Consider the following 17,430-nt stretch of genomic DNA (forward strand, 5'->3'; position numbering starts at 1 on the left):
CTTTAGAATATGTGCCACCTTGATATTTGGTGTTAGGTAGAAATGATATTTGAATCAAGGGACCTGTCCCTCTGATTCAATTAGATGCTAAAGGTATGGTTGCCGATGGTTTTTACCACAGGCCGGGTCTTAATCCAACGATCCGTGGCTGTCCTGGGGTTATAATAATAAATCGCCCCTCCGGTGGGATCTTCGCCGTTTAAAGCGGCCTCTGCCGCACGATAAGCACTTTGGTTGGGGGTAAGATGGATTTGCTTATCGAGGACAGCCGTAAAGGCACCCGGCTGATACACTACATCATGGATCGTATTGGGAAAACGCTGATCCTCAACCCGATTGAGCACCACTGCCCCTACCGCCACTTGTCCTTCAAAATCTTCCCCTCTTGCCTCAGCATGAATCACACGGGCCAGGAGTTCCAACTCTTCCTGAGTAACTTGAATAACCGGAGCTCTGCCGCGGGATGGTTCCGCGGCTGAATCCGCTATTGTCTCTCCTTTAGCGGGAATGCGCAGTGTCTGACCTGCGCCGATGGTGTTGGGTTCATTGATCGTATTGAGCTTCATCAGTTCGGCAATCGTTGTTCCATACCGATGAGCAACTGCTGATAAAGTATCTCCACTCTGTACTACGATCATCTGTTCATCCTCTGGGACAGCCAATTCATCACTGAGAGCAGCTTCCTCTTGTTCTGTTACCGTTTCTTCCATTGCGGGACTATTGTCTGTTTCCCTGAGCCTATTTTCCGCTTCGCCGCGGTTGACACCCATTGCTTGGAGATCAACGATTTGGACCGCATCCAAAACTTCGATATCCACTATTTCAAAAGTATTCGTACCTAATTCTCCATTGACTGGACATACCATTCCTTGACACCAGAATAATGTCATGACCAAGCATAGGAAAATCGCCGTGGTTTTTCGGCATCTTCGGTGTGGCAAACAAAATCACCTCTTGAGTTCATAAATTATTTCTAGTCTTTCCCAAGAAGGATGATTTTTATAACATTTCACCGAAATCAATTGTAATTTTATGCACTTATTAAGCTTCGCCGCCTGGCAAAACAACCCAAAATAGTACAGGGGCTGTCCCCTTACTTTTTGCCAAAAGTATAGGAAACAGCCCCCATTCTCATCAATCACATATTAATCACAATAGCCCTTTTGCTTAAGTTTACAGACATGCTCCTCTAAGATCTTTTCAATGTCGATACCGTACTGTTCCTCTAAAACAAACATCATCGTCACCGCTGTCTGGGCCACATCGATAAGTTCCTGAGCCACCATCTGCATGGCCTCAGTCTCTTTGACCCTCAACCGCTCCCCGTTAAGTCCGCGAAACTTCCCAATGGCCTGAGCCAGTTCTCCCGACTCCTCCATAATCTTCAGAGCCGTACTCTCCAAAGAGGGGCTAAGCCGGTTTAAACGGGGTAAGGTAACCGTCTTGGAGCAGCACAGCCCAGCATCTCCACTCTTCTTCTCCATCAGCTCACTCCCTTGCGTTAACACACCTATCAATAAGCCGCTGCCCGAAACCTAATGACCTGCCCCGGTGGTCCCGACGGTCAGCGCTCCTTCTTTCAGGATAGAGCCATCCTTAGCGGCAATTCCTTGATGGGTAAGGAGCCAGTAGGTTTTCTCCGGTTCGAGAAGGCCTTGCGGAATCACTTTAACTGAACGTTCATCCACTTGCTCAAAGGTCACAGGCATGCGCTTGCCGCTCTCACTCTCAATCAGTTCGAAAGAATTCTCGGTCACACTCTTAAAATCGATGGGAGCTGTAAACCGCACTGTAAAGGTCTTATCAACGGCAAGATCTTTAAGCTCTTTCATTCCATGATAGCCCGGATAGAATAAAGGCCATAAGGCATCTTGTTCACTCTGGGAAATCGCTGCCCAGTCTGAGTTATGTCGCCAGGAAAATCCTCCGGGGAAGGAGTTGTTTTGAATAAGTTCCCGATAAGCCGACCAGTATTCAGGATTCCTCGCTTCCTCAAGGGAAATGTTCCAATCCTTACCCCCGGCGGTGAACTGAACAAGGTCCGCGACTTCCTGTCCATCATCATTCCCTTGAATAGATCCTGCCAACATCAATACAGCCATCTCCAGGGGATCATTTTCCAGAATCTCCACATCGGGAGAAATCCCTACCCCATTGATCTCTTTTCCATAAGGAGAATAGAACTTAGCCACTGTAATCTTCAGAACATCCCCGTCGGTGAGCTGCCATAAGCTCTGGACAGAGCCCTTGCCATAAGTATTGGTTCCTACCACCACTGCCTTTTGGTAGTCCTTAACCACTGCCGTCAGGATCTCTGAAGCACTGGCACTGTTTTCATTGGTTAAGAATATCACCGGCTCAGCAATTATAAATTCCTGCTTTTCTGCCTGGTAAGGCTCAAACTTCTGTGAGCGGTCTTTCGTTTGCAAGGCTGTCTGTTCACCAATGAAATATCCTGCCAGGCTTAAGGCTGAGTCCAAATATCCGCCCGGATTATTGCGCAGATCCATGACCCAGGCATCGGCCCCTTGTTTGTCCAACTCCTTAATCACTTGCTCGAATAGTTCTTCAGTGGTCTCCCCAAAAGACTCTATGGCCACATAGCCGATATCTTCATTGAGCATTTCCCCGCTCACGGTAGGAACTTCCACCGCTCTCCGGGCCACCTTTAAGCTGAGGCGCTCTTCTCCCCGCAGGACCACGATATCTATAGTGGTCCCTTCGGGGCCCTTGATCAGAGTGGTCGCCGCATCTTGAGAAAGCCCCGCCAGGCTTTGGCCGCCGACTTGAGCAATAATATCCCCTGTTTTGAGTTTGGCCTCCTCAGCCGGTGAACCCGGGATGATACCGACAATCTCTAAGCCCCGCGGCTCCAGTTCAATATATACTCCAATCCCGGAAAAACTTAAGTCCATGGAATTAAGGAAATTCTGGTACTCTTTTTGCGTAAAAAAGACAGTGTGAGGATCGTCCAATCGCTTAAGCATTTCCTCAACACTGGAAGCGCTGAGCACCCAGGGATCCACTGGATCCACATATTGGCTCTCCAATAAGGATCGCACATCGTCTACCGGACTCCCTAAAGCCGCAGCCGGAGCGGATACGGTTAAGATCAAGGCCAAAGCGGAAGCCGTAAGGATTCTTCCCGCTTTTGTGTTGGCTTTAATCAACTTGCTGCAAAACATACTGAATTTGGTCATCACTTTATCCCCCTTATCTCAACTAGAATTCGACGTGCCTTCTGTGAATCCTGTCGGTTAAGAGGTCAGATTGTTACTTTTGCCCAAACTTTTTGAAAGGCCACGGGTAAGGCGATTTTGTCCAATTCCTTAACATCTAGCCAACATAGGCCATCCCCCTTCAGGGAATCCTCATTCTCCCTGACCCGTACCGTCTTATCCATCACCTCATCGAGATTGAGGACCAGCCAATAGATTTGCCAGCGCCGATGACTAAATGTATGAACTAAAGGACCCTGCCGGCTGGGCCGGCGGCTCAGCAGTTCCTGCACAGCCTCATCACAAGCGGCATCCCCTATCTGATTCTTATACAGCTCATACCAGGCAAAATCTAAATTGTATCTGTACCGGCTTGTCTCTTCGCCAACTCTCTCCGCAACCTTCACGGCCTCTGCGGAGAATTCCTTGCCCCCTCTATAGTTCTCCCATGGGGGTACCATCATCTCTTCTCCGGGGAACTCCCACAAATCAGCCAAAAGCCCTGTGGAGGGCCTTTTCTTCAGGAGTACCTGCCCCTGGTGCAGCAGGATCAAGGTAGGCCGCCAAGCTGACCCAGGTTTCTCTTTGCTTTTTTTCACAGGGTACACTTGGGGATCACCCAGGGCAAAGCCCTCACAGTCCGCTTGGAGGGGACATTGCTCACAGCGGGGATGCTTCGGAGTACATACCGTTGCCCCCAACTCCATCATCCCTTGATTAAAATCCCCCGGACAATCTCCGGGTATCACTTCCCCAAGGTATTCAAGAAAAAAGCGTCTTGACCGGGCTTTCTCCACATCCTCTTCCCAACGGAGAATGCGGCTCAGCACCCGTTTCACATTCCCATCCATGACCGGAACCTGTTCTTCATAAGCAATGCTGGCAATGGCTGCCGCAGTATATTCACCGACACCCTTAATATGAAGGAGGGACTGATAATCCTTCGGCATCCTTCCCTCCGCCGTCTCCACCACGTAGCGGGCCCCCTCCCACAAGCGTCTGGCCCGGGAATAATACCCTAATCCCCGCCATAACTCCAGCACTTCTTCCTGCTCCGCCTCCGCAAGGTGAGAGAGGGTGGGGAACCGTCCCATAAACCGCAGATAATACGGAATAGCGGTAACCACCTGAGTCTGCTGAAGCATCACTTCAGATACCCAAATTGCATAGGGATCTTTTGTCCTGCGCCAAGGCAAATCCCTCTTGACCTGATTAAACCATTGCACTAATTTTGAAGAGTTTATTATACCCACTCTATCCCCTCTTCTTTTGTCGACTTTAAAGAGAAATCCCGAGGATTAACCCCCGGGACCCAGTCTATCCATTGTTTGATGAAAAAACAACCCTCAAGATTTTACACTTGTCAGCCTTTTCTCCCATCCTGCCATAAAAATCTCATACAGTCTCTCAGTCATAGGGCCGGCTCCCCCTTCTCCCACTGTCACATCATCCAGCCTTCCTACGCCTAAGACCTCGCACCCCGTACTGGTAAGAATAATCTCTTCTGCACTGCGCAGCTCCTCAAGGGTAATCTCCCGCTCCTCCACTTCGATTCCGGCTTCACGGGCGGTCTCCAGCATGATCGCCCGGCTTACACCAGGCAGGATTCGTCCATTAAGAGGCGGGGTCACAACCTTTCCCCGGATGACTGCAGCCACATTGCTGCTGGAGGCTTCCGTAATCAGCCCCCCACCAGGTTCTGTACCCAGCACTAAAATCGCCTCATAGGCACCCTGCTCTACCGCAGCTTGCTTGGCCAATACATTGGGCAGAAGATTAAGGGTCTTAATATGAGGATGAGCCCATCGTTCATCAGGCACTGTAATGCAGCTTACCCCTGCCTTACGCACTTTTTCTTCCACAGAGGTCATGGGGGCCACAAATAAAGTGACCATCGGCTCGCCTTCCGGCAGGAAAGCATGCATCCTGGGTCCAACCCCCCGGGTAACCTGCAGATATACCATGGCATTGGGGAGGCCGGCTTTTTCCACACACTCTAAGACAAGGGCTGTCAGCTCCCCAGTGGTCTTAGGCGGGGTGATACGAATCTCCTTCATGCTTCTTTCGAAACGTTCCAGATGCTCCGGCAAAGCAAAGAGCTTACCATCCCGGACTTTGACCGCCTCATAGACTCCGTCGCCAAAGAAATATCCTCGATCCAAAAAAGGAACCCGGGCCTCCTGCAAGCTGGAAAATTCACCATTAACCCAAGCAATCCCTGTATAATCCAACATACTTCATCCTCTCTGCTTCCTTGTTTTAATAAAAATAATAACACAAAAACCCCCAAAGCACACGCTGCTTTGGGGTGAGTAACCCAGCCCTTCAGCCAACTTTCCGATAGTCTCGTGAAAGGCAGGTCCGGTAATATAAATTTAATAGGCTGTCCAATTCCTGGCTCATCCGGACCACCTCAGGGTCCGCCAGATCCTTATCACAGGATAAGGTATAAAGTTGACATCTGAGCTCTTCAATTTCCTCAAGCAAATCGACATGTTCCATAGCATTCAACCACTTTCTCTTCGATGGTAACAGCTTCAGTTTACAAGACAGCAGAAACACGAATGTTGATGCAATGCATATTACGAGAGTTATTTTAGTCACACTGGCATTGACAAATTTTCCAGAAACAAAGCCGCAAGTTCTGAAAATTATTCTAAACTAAATATTTAAAAAAATATCGAAAATAATGTCGAGGTTTAGCCGACGTTTTTCATCAAAATGAGACAAGGTTCCTGTCCCCTTGTCTCATTGCCCAGCCTTATTGCTTTTCTTTGGCTTTTTCTTTTTCGATCAGGCCATTGATGCATTTAATGACCTTGTTGGAGTGCTTATCCAGCCTCTTCAAGCAGGCCTGGGCCAGCTTAACATCCCCTTCATGGTAGGCCCTGGCCGCTTCCTGGGCCATTTTATGAACTTGATGATGGGGTTCATCCAACGCCTTAAATTCCGGATAGCCTTTGAGGGTGTTGTCTTCCCGGAAATACCATTTTCCTAATCGGCAATGCTGGTGTGAGGTCACTTCTTCCGGTGCCACTTCCTCAAGGCCTTTAAGCATGTTGACAATCCGGGATTTCCACAGCAAATGATCGGTTTTAGCTTTCTCCAGGATCTCCACCGTAGTCAGGTTTGAATCGGCCAGCTTAAAATGCTCCACCTTCTGATTCAGATCCTGAGCCATATAAGCGGTACCCTGAATCGTTGTGGCCACCGTCTCCAGGGAGGCATTGATCTCTTCAGAAGATGCCGCCACTTGTTGAGCATGAGAGGATGTATTCTCAATCACCGTTGCCACCGAATTAATCAAGGTCACGATTTTTTCTGAACTGGCTACCTCTGAATCGGTGACTTCCACACTGGAGTGAACGTCTTCAGCGGTCTTTTTGACGGCGCCATAGATATTATTCAGGGCACTGCCGGCTTGGTTCATGATCTGAACCCCATGTTCCACCTCTTGGCGGGTTAACTTGGTAGCCTGAACCACATCCTCCACTCCGAGCAGAACTTTTTGGACCAGACCTGCCACATCTTTTGCTCCTTGAGTGGACTGCTCGGCAAGTTTCCGGACCTCTTCCGCCACTACAGCAAATCCACGGCCGGACTCCCCGGCCCGGGCGGCCTCGATGGCTGCATTTAAAGCCAGCAGATTGGTCTGATCCGCCAACCCGGTAATGGTCACTGTAATGGAATCGATCTGCTTGGAGAGTTCACTGAGCTGCTGCATTAATTCTTCTGTCTCTGACGTCTTGGCGTGAATAGTATGCATCCGGTTAATGGCATCATCCACCGTGCTTTTACCTTGGTCAGCCGTCTCCATGGTCTGCTGGGAGTTTACCGCCGCCGACTGGCTTTGGGTCTTGGCGATTTGGGTCAGGGAGGAAAGCTCTAAAAGTACCTGTGAGGCTTCCACGATGGACTTTGCCCCCAGATCGGACTCGTTGGCTACATTCTGCATGCTTTCACTGACCTCAGCCACGGCCACCGTTGCTTCTTCGCTGGTGGCAGCCAGCTCCTCAGAGGCCGCCGCCAGGTTCTCCGTCAGTTCCCGGACATTCTTCACCACATCGGACAGACGGGTCATCATCACATTAAAGGCGGCACTCAAATCCCCGAATTCATCACTGGAATGGACAGGGGCCGAAACCGTCAAATCCCCTAACCCGGCCTTGCTCATGGTTTCCTGCAGTTCGCTGATGGACCGCAAAATATAGCGTGTCAACAGATAGGCCATGAACAAAGCCGCCAGAACCGCAACCAGAGTGCCGCCCCAGCTCACCCAGGTCATCCTGTTAATATCCTTATGAATCAATGCTTCATTAACGGCTAAAACCTCTGTTTGTCTCTCGATCAAAGCATCCAAAGCCTGGAGCAGGGGAGCCCCCTCATAGGCAAGCAACATCGTTTCGATTTTATCTAAATCCTGCCGATCCTCGGCAGACAAGTGCTCATTCTCTCTCATCCCCTCAAGCCATGTCTTGGCAGCTGTGAATTCACCCTCATTCCGGGCACTGCTAACCTCAGTCTTCATGGCTTGTGCTGAGGTCATCAAGGCCGTATGGCCAAAGATATCGTCCACTTCGTCATTGATCTTAATCTGCAGATAATTGGTGATCACAATGGCTATGACAAAGATGGAGATAATGCCAATAAATGCTCCCAAAACGCGAAACCGGACCCCAATTTTCATGCTCTCACCTCATCCCAGGGCAGAATATCCCCTATCGTATCTCAAATACCTTGTTGAGACGGGTTAATTGAAAAAGCTCCTTAACCGCGCCCTGGAGTCCTTGAACAATAATTCCGCCCCCCCGCTCAATAGCGCGCTTATGAATGGCTACCAGCACACCCAGCCCTGAACTATCGATATAGTTTAATTTATGCGTATCAAAAACAAAATGAGACTTCCCTTGTTCGATCAGAGGGAGCAGCCTTTCTCTCATGACGGCAGCATCTTCCACATAGATCTTACCTTCCAATTCCACAAAAACCTCTTGCCTGTCCACCCGAATATCTATTGACATGATTTTTCCTCCCTATTATTTAAGCTAATGTTTTTAAAAGAACCACAGAGTTGCCCTTGGCATTATAACGGACTTCATCCATAACCGCTTCCATGATGTATATCCCCCGGCCGGACTCTCCCCACTCCCATTCTTCCTCGTCTTCCTCCAAGGCCGAGACCTTAGCCATCACTTGATCTGCCCGGAATCCGCTCCCATTGTCCTTGACCCGAATGACCAGAAACTTGGAGTGAAGCACATATATACTCAGCGTTACTGCGGGGGCAGAGACCTTGCCCTGGGCGTACTTAAATCCATTGTTTACCGCCTCATTCAGGGCAACTTCCAGCATCGTTACTTCATTCTCAGATAAGGTTGTCCCCCCACCCCTATTCCCTAAAGCCTTTTGCAGACATTGGTGCAATTGTTCCCGCTCATGGCGATACTCCTGCGCTGAATGAAAGGTCTTACGCATAAGCTTTTGCCGCATATCCCCCACCCACCTTTTCTCTCATTACGCTCCTTTGCTGCAACTACCGGCGGCTAGCAGCAGATAAATCCTAACGCAGTGGCATCATCGTTCAGTTCGTTGCCTGTGGATAAGGAATCCAGCCAATGCATAGTGCTTTCTATGGTCATGACCTGAAGCGGGCATTCTTTCTCTTGAACCAAATCATAAAATCCGTCCGTGAGGAAAATCATCCCATCCCCGGCTTTAAGGGAACACTCATGCTCTTCAAACTCCGCGTGCTCTGAAATCCCCAGGAAGAGGCCCGGTTGGCTTAAGACCCTGATACCCGGTTGTCCTCTTTCCGACGAATAGTACAGCAAATGATTGATTCCGGCCATGACATAGCTGAACTTGCCTTGACCGATGTCGATATCGAAAAAGATCGCCGCGGCAAAACTATCCTCGGGGAGAATGCTTTTCGCCTCATGGTTCACCCATTCCACCTTTTCCGCCAGGGGGATTTTGCGTCCTACCACCTGACGAAAAAGAACTCTTAATGCGGTCACCTGCAGCGCTGCCGCCACCCCATGACCCATGACATCAAAGAGGAACCCTTTCAGGACCCGGTTCTTCTCATCCCAGCGATAATCGTAATAATCCCCGCTCAAATGGTGGTAAGGGAGATAGATGCTCCTCATCTTGAGATGTTCATCGGAGAAATCGGACCTTAAAATATTTTTCTGAATCTGCCCCGCTAATTGAACCTCTTTAAGAATCAGCATTTCGTCAGTCATATCCCGAAAAATAGAGACATAATGGGTGAGTACGGCTTTCTCATCGCGAACCGCATGAATGTTCAGCCATTCCGGGTAGATCTCCCCATTTTTGCGCTTATTCCAAATCTCTCCTTGCCATTGGCCTTTCTTAGTCAAATCCCTCCACATCTGTGTATAAAACCCATAGGAATGCCGCCCGGATTTGAGTATCCGCGGATTTTTCCCGAGAGCCTCCTCCAGGGTGAAGCCTGTGGTTTTCGTAAAAGCGGGATTGACGTAGATAATATCCCCTTGGGCATTGGTGATGCAGATACCCTCCTGAGCAAACTCAAAGACCTGAGCAAAAATATGCTGGGTGGATTGATCATAGTCCATCACATTCAAGGGCCAATTCCAGGACAAAGACCTTCGATTCTTCTCCTCTTTCACTATAAATTCCTCACAGTACGATACTTCTTCGCCTTTATAGCACACTTATTAACCTTATATCTTCTCGCTAATTTATAGTTATTCCTGCACGCTTCAGTTTAAACACGGGAAATAATTTGCAAATAATTTTAAGGTTAGTTTTTGTCTAAACTAAGCGGAGGCCAAGAAAATTTTGCAGGTTTTTCGTCTTGTGGCAGGATTCCCCAAGGATAAGGTCGAAAATGAAGGATGGTCTCTCTTAATTTTTCAGAATGCTGAATAAGATTAAAGAAAGGGGTGCTTAGATGATCTTCTTGATATTCACCCTGCTGGTTGCTTTATTCGTCGCCATTTTTGCCGTACAGAACGCCGCCCCCGTGGCCATAAACTTCTTTTGGTATGTGGCCGAGGTTCCTTTAGTATTAATCATCTTAGGAGCGGCTTTAGCCGGAGCTCTTATCGTCTTTTTCATGGCTATCTGGCGGGAATTCCGCTTAAAAGGAACAGTCAGAGCCCAGGCTAAAGCGGAAATCAAAGCCAAAAGCGAACCACAGGATCATGCCGTGCCCAAAGATCTGGTGCCAAAGGATATGGTCCCCACGGAAACTAACCCTGCCGACAAGGAAGACACCGCTCTTCCTCCTGGCTGACCAGGATAAAAGAAAAAGGAGTCTGGATTCGTGAAGAACAAATATACCTTTTTAATGATACCTCCGGATCATGGCCCCACCCGGCAATTTCAGGTGACCCTTAAGGGCAGGCGCCTCGTCATCACCGGCTTGTGTTCATTGGGTCTGCTTGTGATCAGTTTATTTTCCTATACTCTCTACCTTTCACATACCGTAGGATCTCAGCAGGCCCAGCTGGCCGCTATGGTACAGCTAGAGCAGGAAAATGAGGTCAAGGACCAGGAGATCGCCCGCCTTAAGGAAGAATCTCTCCAGGTAACTCAAGATATTTCCCAAATCCAGGAGTTAGAACTCAAACTGATGTCCATCCTGAATTTGGATCCCAGTGCGACCCCTTCCTTTTCCACTACCGGAACGAAGTCGACAGCGTCTGCAGGCCTAAGCCGGGGGGAAGCAGCGCCTTTTGCTTCTCAGGCCGTTATCAGCGATCCGGAACAAATCTCCCATGAATTAAACCTTCTTCAGGACTACTACAACCTGGCCTTGGCATATCAGGAGGAAATTGAGCACACTCCCAGCCTAGCCCCTTTAAAGATACCGCTCACCGTGGCTTCGGAGTTCGGTTACCGCCGCAACCCTTTTGGCGGATATTCCAAGGAGTTTCATAACGGTGTGGACTTTCCCTGTGATTATGGCACTGAGGTCTATGCCACAGCAGCCGGAGTCGTCTCTGTCTCCGGTTATGATCGGGTTTACGGTTATTTAATCGAAATCGATCATGGCAATGGCATCGAAACCATCTACGGCCATAATTCCCGCCTGCTGGCCAAAGTGGGGGATAAAGTAGAAAAAGGCGACCTCATCGCCTATAGCGGCAACTCCGGTCGCAGCACCGGTTCCCATCTTCATTATGGAGCCAGGGTCAATGGCAAGACTGTTGATCCTCTGCAATTTACTGATTTTACAAAGGAGCAATGAGAGCATGTGGGGTAAACCAGAAAGTCAGAAACGCACTTCCAGTACTTTTTCCGCTAATTCAGGTGAGACAACCTATATCGCTGCTGATGCCGAATTTAACGGCAAGCTTACCTTAAAAGGCAGTGCCCGTATCGACGGAAAAATCCAAGGACAGATTGCCCTGAACGGGGACCTGATCATTGGGCCCAGCGCTGTCATCGACGCCAATATACAGGCCGGTGCCATCAGCATCTCGGGGGAGGTCCGGGGAGATATCGTCGCTCAGGAGTCCTTGGAACTATGTTCCACTGCCCGTATGAAAGGGAGTATCTTCAGCAAGCAACTTAAGATCGACCAGGGAGCCCAGTTTATTGGAACAAGCCGCCTCTTGGAGGATGCGAAGCAGCCGGCGCGGCCTTCAGAAGAAATCCCGGCAGCAGCAAACCATGGCAAAGAAGCCGAAGCAGAGGCTGACATGGAGGATATTTTGAAGCCTTTGGATCCCCTTGAGGAAGAACAAACCGACTCAGATAACCCGACCGCAAGCAGAAATGTCGCTTATGGAAGGACAAAATCCCGGCGCAGATAATCAAATGAGTGTCACCGACTGCTTCAGTGGTGACACTCCTCTTTTACCAGCAAAATTTCTTGCAGGCCATTACAAAAATAGGCAATCCAAGCATTACTTGTATAGAGGAAATTTCTTTTTTGCGTGGAATTATTATAAGTACGTATGACAGATGACTAATTTGGGGGAAAAGACTTGAAAACCAAAAAATATGTAGGATTAGCCCTGCTGTTTATCAGCCTCACCCTGGCCATCACTCTGGGCATTAACTTTATGCTCTACGCCAAAGATGACCACCTTCTCAGTGAAGGAATCACCATCTCCGGGATCGACGTGGGCAGCCTGACCAAAGAGCAGGCCCAGGAAAAAATCAATCAAACCCTTGAAAACTGGTTAGCCCAGCCTCTGGAGTTTCAGGCGGGCGGAGAGGTCATTACTCTTCCCCTGGCCGCTCTGAATCCTCAAGTGGATTTGGAGACCCCGCTCAATGAAGCCTATAAGATTGGCCGCAAGGCCTCCCTTTTCGCCAGAACCCAAAAAGCAGCCACTGCCCAGGATGCCCGTTTTGAGCTGGGACTGACTTGGGATGAACAACGGCTCGCCGAAACCCTCGCCGAAAGCCTTGGTCTATTGAATAAAGAACCTGTGGACGCCACTTTTAAAATCGGCGCCAATAATCTTATGGAAATCCAGCCCGATCAACCGGGGCAGGCTGTCCAGGCAGATGCCCTGGTGAACCAGATCAAAGAGCTGGAGCCTTTCCAAGATCCTGCACCGCTTAAAGTCGAGCTTCAGGAAGTAGCGCCAGCGCTCCGAGCGGCGGATCTGGAGACCAAGAAAATTGACGGATTGATTGCCAGCCATACCACTTGGTTTGATGCCGCCAATCTCGAGCGTACGGCCAATGTTCGTCTCGCTGCCGAGGCCTTGGACGGAACCCTGATTGAGCCTGGAGAAATCATATCCTTTAATGGAATCGTTGGCGAACGGACCGGCGATAAAGGCTACCAGGACGCTCTCATCGTGGTCAACGGTGAATTTGTTCCCGGCCTGGGCGGCGGAATCTGCCAAGTCTCCAGTACCCTCTATAATACCGGACTTTTAGCCAATCTGAAGATCGAAGAGCGGACGAATCATGGTCTGGCTGTAGCCTATGTCCCCCTTGGCCAGGACGCTACCGTGGTCTATGGGGCCATCGACCTGAAGATGCGCAACACTACCGGCGGCTATCTCCTCCTCCGCTCCAAAATCAGCAACGGCTCCGTAACCATTGAGTTCTACGGAAAAAAAACTTCAGGACAGGAAATCGTCATCACCAATCAAGTGGAGAAGGTGATTCCCTTTGAAACCGAAATCATCCATGACCCGACTCTGGCCCCCGGAACCCAGATCGTTAAACAAAACGGCCAAAATGGCTATATAGCTACTGCCACCCGTACCATCAAGGTCAACGGGCAGGTCGTGGAAACCCAGAGCCTGGGCAGAAGCTCCTATATCCCCTCCAACAAGATCATCGTCAAGGGACCGGAACCCCCTGCTAAACCCAAGCCGGACCCCAAGCCTGAGCAACCGGCACCGGAAACTCCTCAGGAACCGGAAACACCTGCCGAACCTGACCCCACTGAACCGGAAAGCACCAATTCAGGTGCCGGAGCCTCTGAGACTGAGGGTGAACCCGGAACAGAAGCCCCAGGGGATGAAGGGTAATAGAGTATAAAGCCTGTAATTTTAAGAGAGTTAAAAGAAAAGAATCCGCTACCTGAATGGTCGGATTCTTTTTTAATCTTATTCTTTTTGCTCACTCTAAGTTTCAACTTATTATTCTAATTCAATTTGTCGCTATAATATTCACAGACCTTAGGAATTAAATCCTTTAGATGTGGCTTAAGTTCAGCTGCTTTAATTCTGGCAGCATTCTGCTCATACCCTGAGTCCAACAAGAATATATACGTGCTTAGCATTTCTAGGAATTGAGAGCTCTCCTCATTAAGTTTAGCCAAAAGCTCATTGTTTATAGAGACATTTTTTTGACCGATTTGCTTTCTGAATCTTTCTCCTTCATCGGTTATTTTATATTCATAGGTTCCATTCTTGGTGACTTCTTCAATAAAATCATGTTGCACCAAAAACTCAATCTCTTCTTGCAACTGAGCTGAATATGGTCCGTAACGATGATAACTGTATCTATATGGCGCATCCATACCCTTATGTTCTAATAGATATACGATTTTTTGTAATTTCTTCCTACCCTTGATTTCTCCTTTTGAAAAAATCTCTAACAGATAGTTTGCTCCCAGAAACATAACTGGTTCCTCCCTTAAAATAATCTTCTGATCTGTTCAGGTATAAACATCCTATCTATTTTAATACCTTCATTTCTTATCTGATTGATAATTTTTGACTTATTGGATAATTCTATCCCATTTCCGCTTTTATCAAATAAAAAGATTTGTTCTGATGCTTCTTTTTCGTTTTCGCTACCTTCAGACTTTGGTTTTTGGGTTATATAGTGATCTTTATAAGAACTACTCGTGGCTTCATCCGTTAATAAATAATATTCTCTGGGTAGTCCATGCTCTTTAAGGCTATTGATTACTTTTTCCGTAAAGTCTATCAAATTACCTTCTATCTGAATTTCTTTAAATAGTTTTCTATTTAATAACCTGGTGCATAAATCAGACATAATGTTATCCTCATGTTTTGACCATAAAACTATATAATGCCATATCGTGTTTTCAGAGAGGTTCAAATAGTTCGTTAATGTTTTACTTGTTGAGCTTTTAATAATAATCTCAGCAAGATCTTCAGGTAAATCGATCTTTCCTAGGTTATTCAACTCGATCGCTCTTTGAAAAATCTTATCCATGATAAGCTCTGCACTTCTTGTAGCTCGATGGAAATAAACATTAACATACATGTAGTATCTGGCCATAACAAAATCTTCAGCGATACTAAGCCCTTTATTCAGATCCAACCCAAATTCCGTGTCCCCATTTACCTCACCAATTCTTAAGCAATTAATCAGCCATTCTAAATCAAAGGCACCGTATCCTGCCCCAGTAAATTTAGAATCCCTGATAAGATAATCTATTCTATCCGTATCGAGTTGGCTGGATAGTAGCTTTACTATTGCTTTCGATTTATGCGTTCTGCGAATAACCTCCGCTACTTCATGAGAAAAACCCGACCTGTGATATTCCAAAATTTTTTTAACTTCTGTATCTCCAGTTATTATTTCAATCGTCCAAGATTCATGCTTAATTTTTGTCGTCTTTTCGAGAGCATGGGAAAATGGGCCATGTCCGATATCATGCAGTAACGCAGTAACTAGTGCAAGCATACGATTATCATGCAGCTCATCAATATATTTTTGATCAATATTTTTTAAAGTAGAGATCTTATCTATAAACCGCTTTGTTAAATGAACCACTCCCAATGAGTGTATAAATCTCGTATGTTCAGCACCTGGGTATGTAAATGAGGAGAGCCCTAGCTGCCTGGTGTGTCTAAGTCTTTGAAATTCCCTAGTATCGATTAAATCGAGCAAAACCTTTTCACTTTGCTTATCAATAGAAACAATATTATGCACAGGGTCTCTAAACGTCTTCATAAGAATCCCCCAAACATACGTTTGTTCTCATCACTATATTCTATAAGTTTGACTAAAATCCTTCATGCCATATATAGAAATTAAGCAATATATTTACCCAAAGCATGAATACTTCGCTCCGGCTTCCTTAAGCTCATCAGGAAAGAAGGTTTTAGCAGGCACCTGCAGTTCTTTCGAGATTTTAATCCAGGTGTTGGGGGTCCCCTTACGCAATCCCTTTTCCAGTTGACTCAGGTACCTATAATCAAGACCGGTCCTCCTGGCCAGCTCTTTCAATGTCATACCATTGGCTAAACGCCATTCGCGCAAATTATTATCCCTCTCCATCTGTGCTATCCCCTTCATGATGTATAATATTGCGAATAGTATAGCACACAACGCTTAATCTTGTAAATAATTAAAGGAAATTGAACCCTCAGCAAGAATGAAGCGTATCATTGATATGTCTAATCATCGCAAAATGGAGAGGGGTATCTCGTGCTTGAACTAGGAAAACAACTCAGAAAAATACGCAAAGACAAGAAACTAAGCGCCGCCGAGTTGTCCCAGATATCCGGCGTCGCCCGCAGTCTTATCAGCCAGCTTGAATCCGGCAAGCGCCAATCTACCAGCATAGATACAGTATACCGATTAGCCAAAGCACTGAATGTCTCCGTGGCTTCACTATTAATAGAAGAGCCAGGCACACCACCTGCCATAGCGTATAAACAAAATGACAAGAAATCCCCCCTTTACCTTAAAGAACATTATTCAGCCTACCTGCCCACTCTTCAGAAAGCTGAAGAGGCAGGATTGACTCCTGAATTGCTGGGCAGCCTGATTGATGTTATCGCACGAATAAAGAAATAAGTCCATAAGCCAAAACCTCACGTTTATAAAAAGCGTGAGGTTTTCTAGTATCCTGACAGTTGCCGGAATTATTGAGAACCGGCGCAGCTGGTAATGTAATTATGATAGAACTCATTAATGCGCAGCCGCAGAGACCTTTCCGCAGCATCTGCTACCTCAATCCTTCGCCCATCCACCCGACTCACCGGCAGAATCCCCATTAAAGCGTTGGTCAAAAAGACTTCTTCGGCGTCTTCCAGGAATGCCAGGGAAAACTCCCCCTCCACCCATGGAATGCCAAGCTTTTGCGCACACTCCAGAACAATTTGGCGGCGAGTTCCCGGCAAACAACCGCATGGCAAAGAAGGGGTGTAAAGAATGCCATTCCTGACGAAAAATAAATTGCTCAGGGTCCCTTCCACTAAGTAGCCCTTGGTGTTGAGCCAAAGTCCTTCTCTGGCCCCTTTTTCCTCAGCTTCTTGCTTAGCCAGGATATTCTCCATAGTGTTGGTGCTCTTAATCTGTACCAGAGGGGAATACTCATTGCGAGGACAACTTAAGATGGCTATCGGTATCCCTTCTTGATAGTCCTTTTCCGTATAGGGGATAGGACGGCTATGATAAAGCCACTGGGGGGGTACTTCCTGCCCCGCTCCCCCGCTTAAGGTCACCCTTAGGGCAAAGGCCGTGCCCTCTCTGCGGGCAGCGGAGGCCTCCCTTTGCACATTTTGCTCCAACGCTTCTCTCCAAACCTCATAACTTGGCATAGGAATACCCAGCTGTTCCGCTCCCTTGGACATGCGCCGGTAATGCAACCGGGGAACTTCAATATGCAGGCCATTGACTTTTAGGGTTTCAAAAATTCCATAGCCAAAGAGCACCAGCCGGTCATTTTTATCCAGCAAATCCGAATCCTCCCTTTCCCCTTTTACATCTCCACTAAGATTTATATACCCTCAAACACTTGTCGCAAATCCACCGTAAA

General features: G+C 47.6%; 19 protein-coding genes. 5 read left to right on the forward strand and 14 right to left on the reverse strand.

The window, feature by feature from the left end; all coding sequences use genetic code 11:
* Positions 1–80: 80 nt before the first annotated feature.
* The 10 genes from DHAF_RS22115 to DHAF_RS22160 form a co-directional block, all read right to left on the reverse strand.
* Positions 81–941 carry a cell wall hydrolase gene (locus DHAF_RS22115; protein WP_011460956.1) on the reverse strand — a complete coding sequence of 287 codons (861 nt, stop codon included), beginning with the start codon at positions 939–941 and terminating at the stop codon, positions 81–83.
* A 204-nt stretch (positions 942–1,145) separates the two neighbouring features.
* Entirely contained in the window at positions 1,146–1,484 is a 339-nt protein-coding gene (locus DHAF_RS22120) for a MazG-like family protein (protein ID WP_005816977.1), read from the reverse strand.
* 51 nt (positions 1,485–1,535) lie between these two features.
* Entirely contained in the window at positions 1,536–3,200 is a 1,665-nt protein-coding gene (locus DHAF_RS22125) for a S41 family peptidase (protein WP_015945209.1), read from the reverse strand.
* 65 nt (positions 3,201–3,265) lie between these two features.
* Complete coding sequence (mutY, locus tag DHAF_RS22130; protein WP_011460958.1) at positions 3,266–4,471, reverse strand: A/G-specific adenine glycosylase; 1,206 nt, start codon at positions 4,469–4,471, stop codon at positions 3,266–3,268.
* 93 nt (positions 4,472–4,564) lie between these two features.
* Complete coding sequence (locus tag DHAF_RS22135) at positions 4,565–5,452, reverse strand: D-amino acid aminotransferase (RefSeq protein ID WP_015945210.1); 888 nt, start codon at positions 5,450–5,452, stop codon at positions 4,565–4,567.
* 91 nt (positions 5,453–5,543) lie between these two features.
* Positions 5,544–5,720: an aspartyl-phosphate phosphatase Spo0E family protein gene (locus tag DHAF_RS22140; RefSeq protein ID WP_005816981.1), complete on the reverse strand. Its 177-nt coding sequence runs from the start codon at positions 5,718–5,720 to the stop codon at positions 5,544–5,546.
* A gap of 259 nt (positions 5,721–5,979) precedes the next feature.
* Positions 5,980–7,905, reverse strand: coding sequence for a methyl-accepting chemotaxis protein (locus DHAF_RS22145; protein WP_015945211.1), 1,926 nt, complete (start codon positions 7,903–7,905; stop codon positions 5,980–5,982).
* Positions 7,906–7,936: 31 nt separating this feature from the next.
* Complete coding sequence (locus tag DHAF_RS22150; protein ID WP_015945212.1) at positions 7,937–8,239, reverse strand: STAS domain-containing protein; 303 nt, start codon at positions 8,237–8,239, stop codon at positions 7,937–7,939.
* A gap of 19 nt (positions 8,240–8,258) precedes the next feature.
* A complete protein-coding gene (locus DHAF_RS22155; RefSeq protein WP_015945213.1) occupies positions 8,259–8,708 on the reverse strand; it encodes an ATP-binding protein in 450 nt (149 codons plus the stop codon).
* Positions 8,709–8,761: 53 nt separating this feature from the next.
* Positions 8,762–9,820 (reverse strand): SpoIIE family protein phosphatase, encoded by a 1,059-nt coding sequence (locus tag DHAF_RS22160; protein ID WP_005816985.1) that lies wholly within the window; start codon positions 9,818–9,820, stop codon positions 8,762–8,764.
* 338 nt (positions 9,821–10,158) lie between these two features.
* Between DHAF_RS22160 and DHAF_RS22165 the strand changes: the two genes are divergently transcribed.
* The 4 genes from DHAF_RS22165 to DHAF_RS22180 all read left to right on the forward strand — a co-directional run bounded on the left by DHAF_RS22165 (position 10,159) and on the right by DHAF_RS22180 (position 13,714).
* Positions 10,159–10,503 carry a LapA family protein gene (locus DHAF_RS22165; RefSeq protein ID WP_015945215.1) on the forward strand — a complete coding sequence of 115 codons (345 nt, stop codon included), beginning with the start codon at positions 10,159–10,161 and terminating at the stop codon, positions 10,501–10,503.
* A gap of 30 nt (positions 10,504–10,533) precedes the next feature.
* Positions 10,534–11,460: a M23 family metallopeptidase gene (locus DHAF_RS22170; protein WP_015945216.1), complete on the forward strand. Its 927-nt coding sequence runs from the start codon at positions 10,534–10,536 to the stop codon at positions 11,458–11,460.
* A gap of 4 nt (positions 11,461–11,464) precedes the next feature.
* Positions 11,465–12,028: a bactofilin family protein gene (locus DHAF_RS22175; protein WP_015945217.1), complete on the forward strand. Its 564-nt coding sequence runs from the start codon at positions 11,465–11,467 to the stop codon at positions 12,026–12,028.
* A gap of 174 nt (positions 12,029–12,202) precedes the next feature.
* Entirely contained in the window at positions 12,203–13,714 is a 1,512-nt protein-coding gene (locus DHAF_RS22180) for a VanW family protein (protein WP_015945218.1), read from the forward strand.
* A gap of 116 nt (positions 13,715–13,830) precedes the next feature.
* Here the strand turns inward: DHAF_RS22180 and DHAF_RS22185 are convergent, their stop codons facing one another.
* The 3 genes from DHAF_RS22185 to DHAF_RS22195 all read right to left on the reverse strand — a co-directional run bounded on the left by DHAF_RS22185 (position 13,831) and on the right by DHAF_RS22195 (position 15,944).
* Complete coding sequence (locus tag DHAF_RS22185) at positions 13,831–14,310, reverse strand: YwgA family protein (RefSeq protein WP_005816992.1); 480 nt, start codon at positions 14,308–14,310, stop codon at positions 13,831–13,833.
* A gap of 14 nt (positions 14,311–14,324) precedes the next feature.
* On the reverse strand, positions 14,325–15,617 hold the full coding sequence (locus DHAF_RS22190) for an HD domain-containing protein (RefSeq protein ID WP_005816995.1): 1,293 nt from the start codon (positions 15,615–15,617) through the stop codon (positions 14,325–14,327).
* 93 nt (positions 15,618–15,710) lie between these two features.
* Positions 15,711–15,944: a helix-turn-helix domain-containing protein gene (locus DHAF_RS22195; RefSeq protein ID WP_015945219.1), complete on the reverse strand. Its 234-nt coding sequence runs from the start codon at positions 15,942–15,944 to the stop codon at positions 15,711–15,713.
* Positions 15,945–16,094: 150 nt separating this feature from the next.
* Between DHAF_RS22195 and DHAF_RS22200 the strand changes: the two genes are divergently transcribed.
* On the forward strand, positions 16,095–16,466 hold the full coding sequence (locus DHAF_RS22200; protein ID WP_011460970.1) for a helix-turn-helix domain-containing protein: 372 nt from the start codon (positions 16,095–16,097) through the stop codon (positions 16,464–16,466).
* A 68-nt stretch (positions 16,467–16,534) separates the two neighbouring features.
* Here the strand turns inward: DHAF_RS22200 and DHAF_RS22205 are convergent, their stop codons facing one another.
* Positions 16,535–17,350, reverse strand: coding sequence for an aminotransferase class IV (locus tag DHAF_RS22205; protein WP_015945220.1), 816 nt, complete (start codon positions 17,348–17,350; stop codon positions 16,535–16,537).
* Positions 17,351–17,430 lie beyond the last annotated feature (80 nt).

The sequence above is a fragment of the Desulfitobacterium hafniense DCB-2 genome (assembly GCF_000021925.1).
Lineage (GTDB): Bacteria > Bacillota > Desulfitobacteriia > Desulfitobacteriales > Desulfitobacteriaceae > Desulfitobacterium > Desulfitobacterium hafniense.

Coding starts and splice junctions, on each gene's coding strand:
- DHAF_RS22135 (WP_015945210.1), bottom strand. CDS start 5,452: ATGTTGGATTATACAGGGATTGCTTGGGTTAATGGTGAATTTTCCAGC.
- DHAF_RS22125 (WP_015945209.1), bottom strand. CDS start 3,200: ATGACCAAATTCAGTATGTTTTGCAGCAAGTTGATTAAAGCCAACACA.
- DHAF_RS22185 (WP_005816992.1), bottom strand. CDS start 14,310: ATGTTTCTGGGAGCAAACTATCTGTTAGAGATTTTTTCAAAAGGAGAA.
- DHAF_RS22165 (WP_015945215.1), top strand. CDS start 10,159: ATGATCTTCTTGATATTCACCCTGCTGGTTGCTTTATTCGTCGCCATT.
- DHAF_RS22190 (WP_005816995.1), bottom strand. CDS start 15,617: ATGAAGACGTTTAGAGACCCTGTGCATAATATTGTTTCTATTGATAAG.
- DHAF_RS22145 (WP_015945211.1), bottom strand. CDS start 7,905: ATGAAAATTGGGGTCCGGTTTCGCGTTTTGGGAGCATTTATTGGCATT.
- DHAF_RS22195 (WP_015945219.1), bottom strand. CDS start 15,944: ATGGAGAGGGATAATAATTTGCGCGAATGGCGTTTAGCCAATGGTATG.
- DHAF_RS22150 (WP_015945212.1), bottom strand. CDS start 8,239: ATGTCAATAGATATTCGGGTGGACAGGCAAGAGGTTTTTGTGGAATTG.
- DHAF_RS22155 (WP_015945213.1), bottom strand. CDS start 8,708: ATGCGGCAAAAGCTTATGCGTAAGACCTTTCATTCAGCGCAGGAGTAT.
- DHAF_RS22175 (WP_015945217.1), top strand. CDS start 11,465: ATGTGGGGTAAACCAGAAAGTCAGAAACGCACTTCCAGTACTTTTTCC.
- DHAF_RS22120 (WP_005816977.1), bottom strand. CDS start 1,484: ATGGAGAAGAAGAGTGGAGATGCTGGGCTGTGCTGCTCCAAGACGGTT.
- DHAF_RS22160 (WP_005816985.1), bottom strand. CDS start 9,820: ATGGACTATGATCAATCCACCCAGCATATTTTTGCTCAGGTCTTTGAG.
- DHAF_RS22140 (WP_005816981.1), bottom strand. CDS start 5,720: ATGGAACATGTCGATTTGCTTGAGGAAATTGAAGAGCTCAGATGTCAA.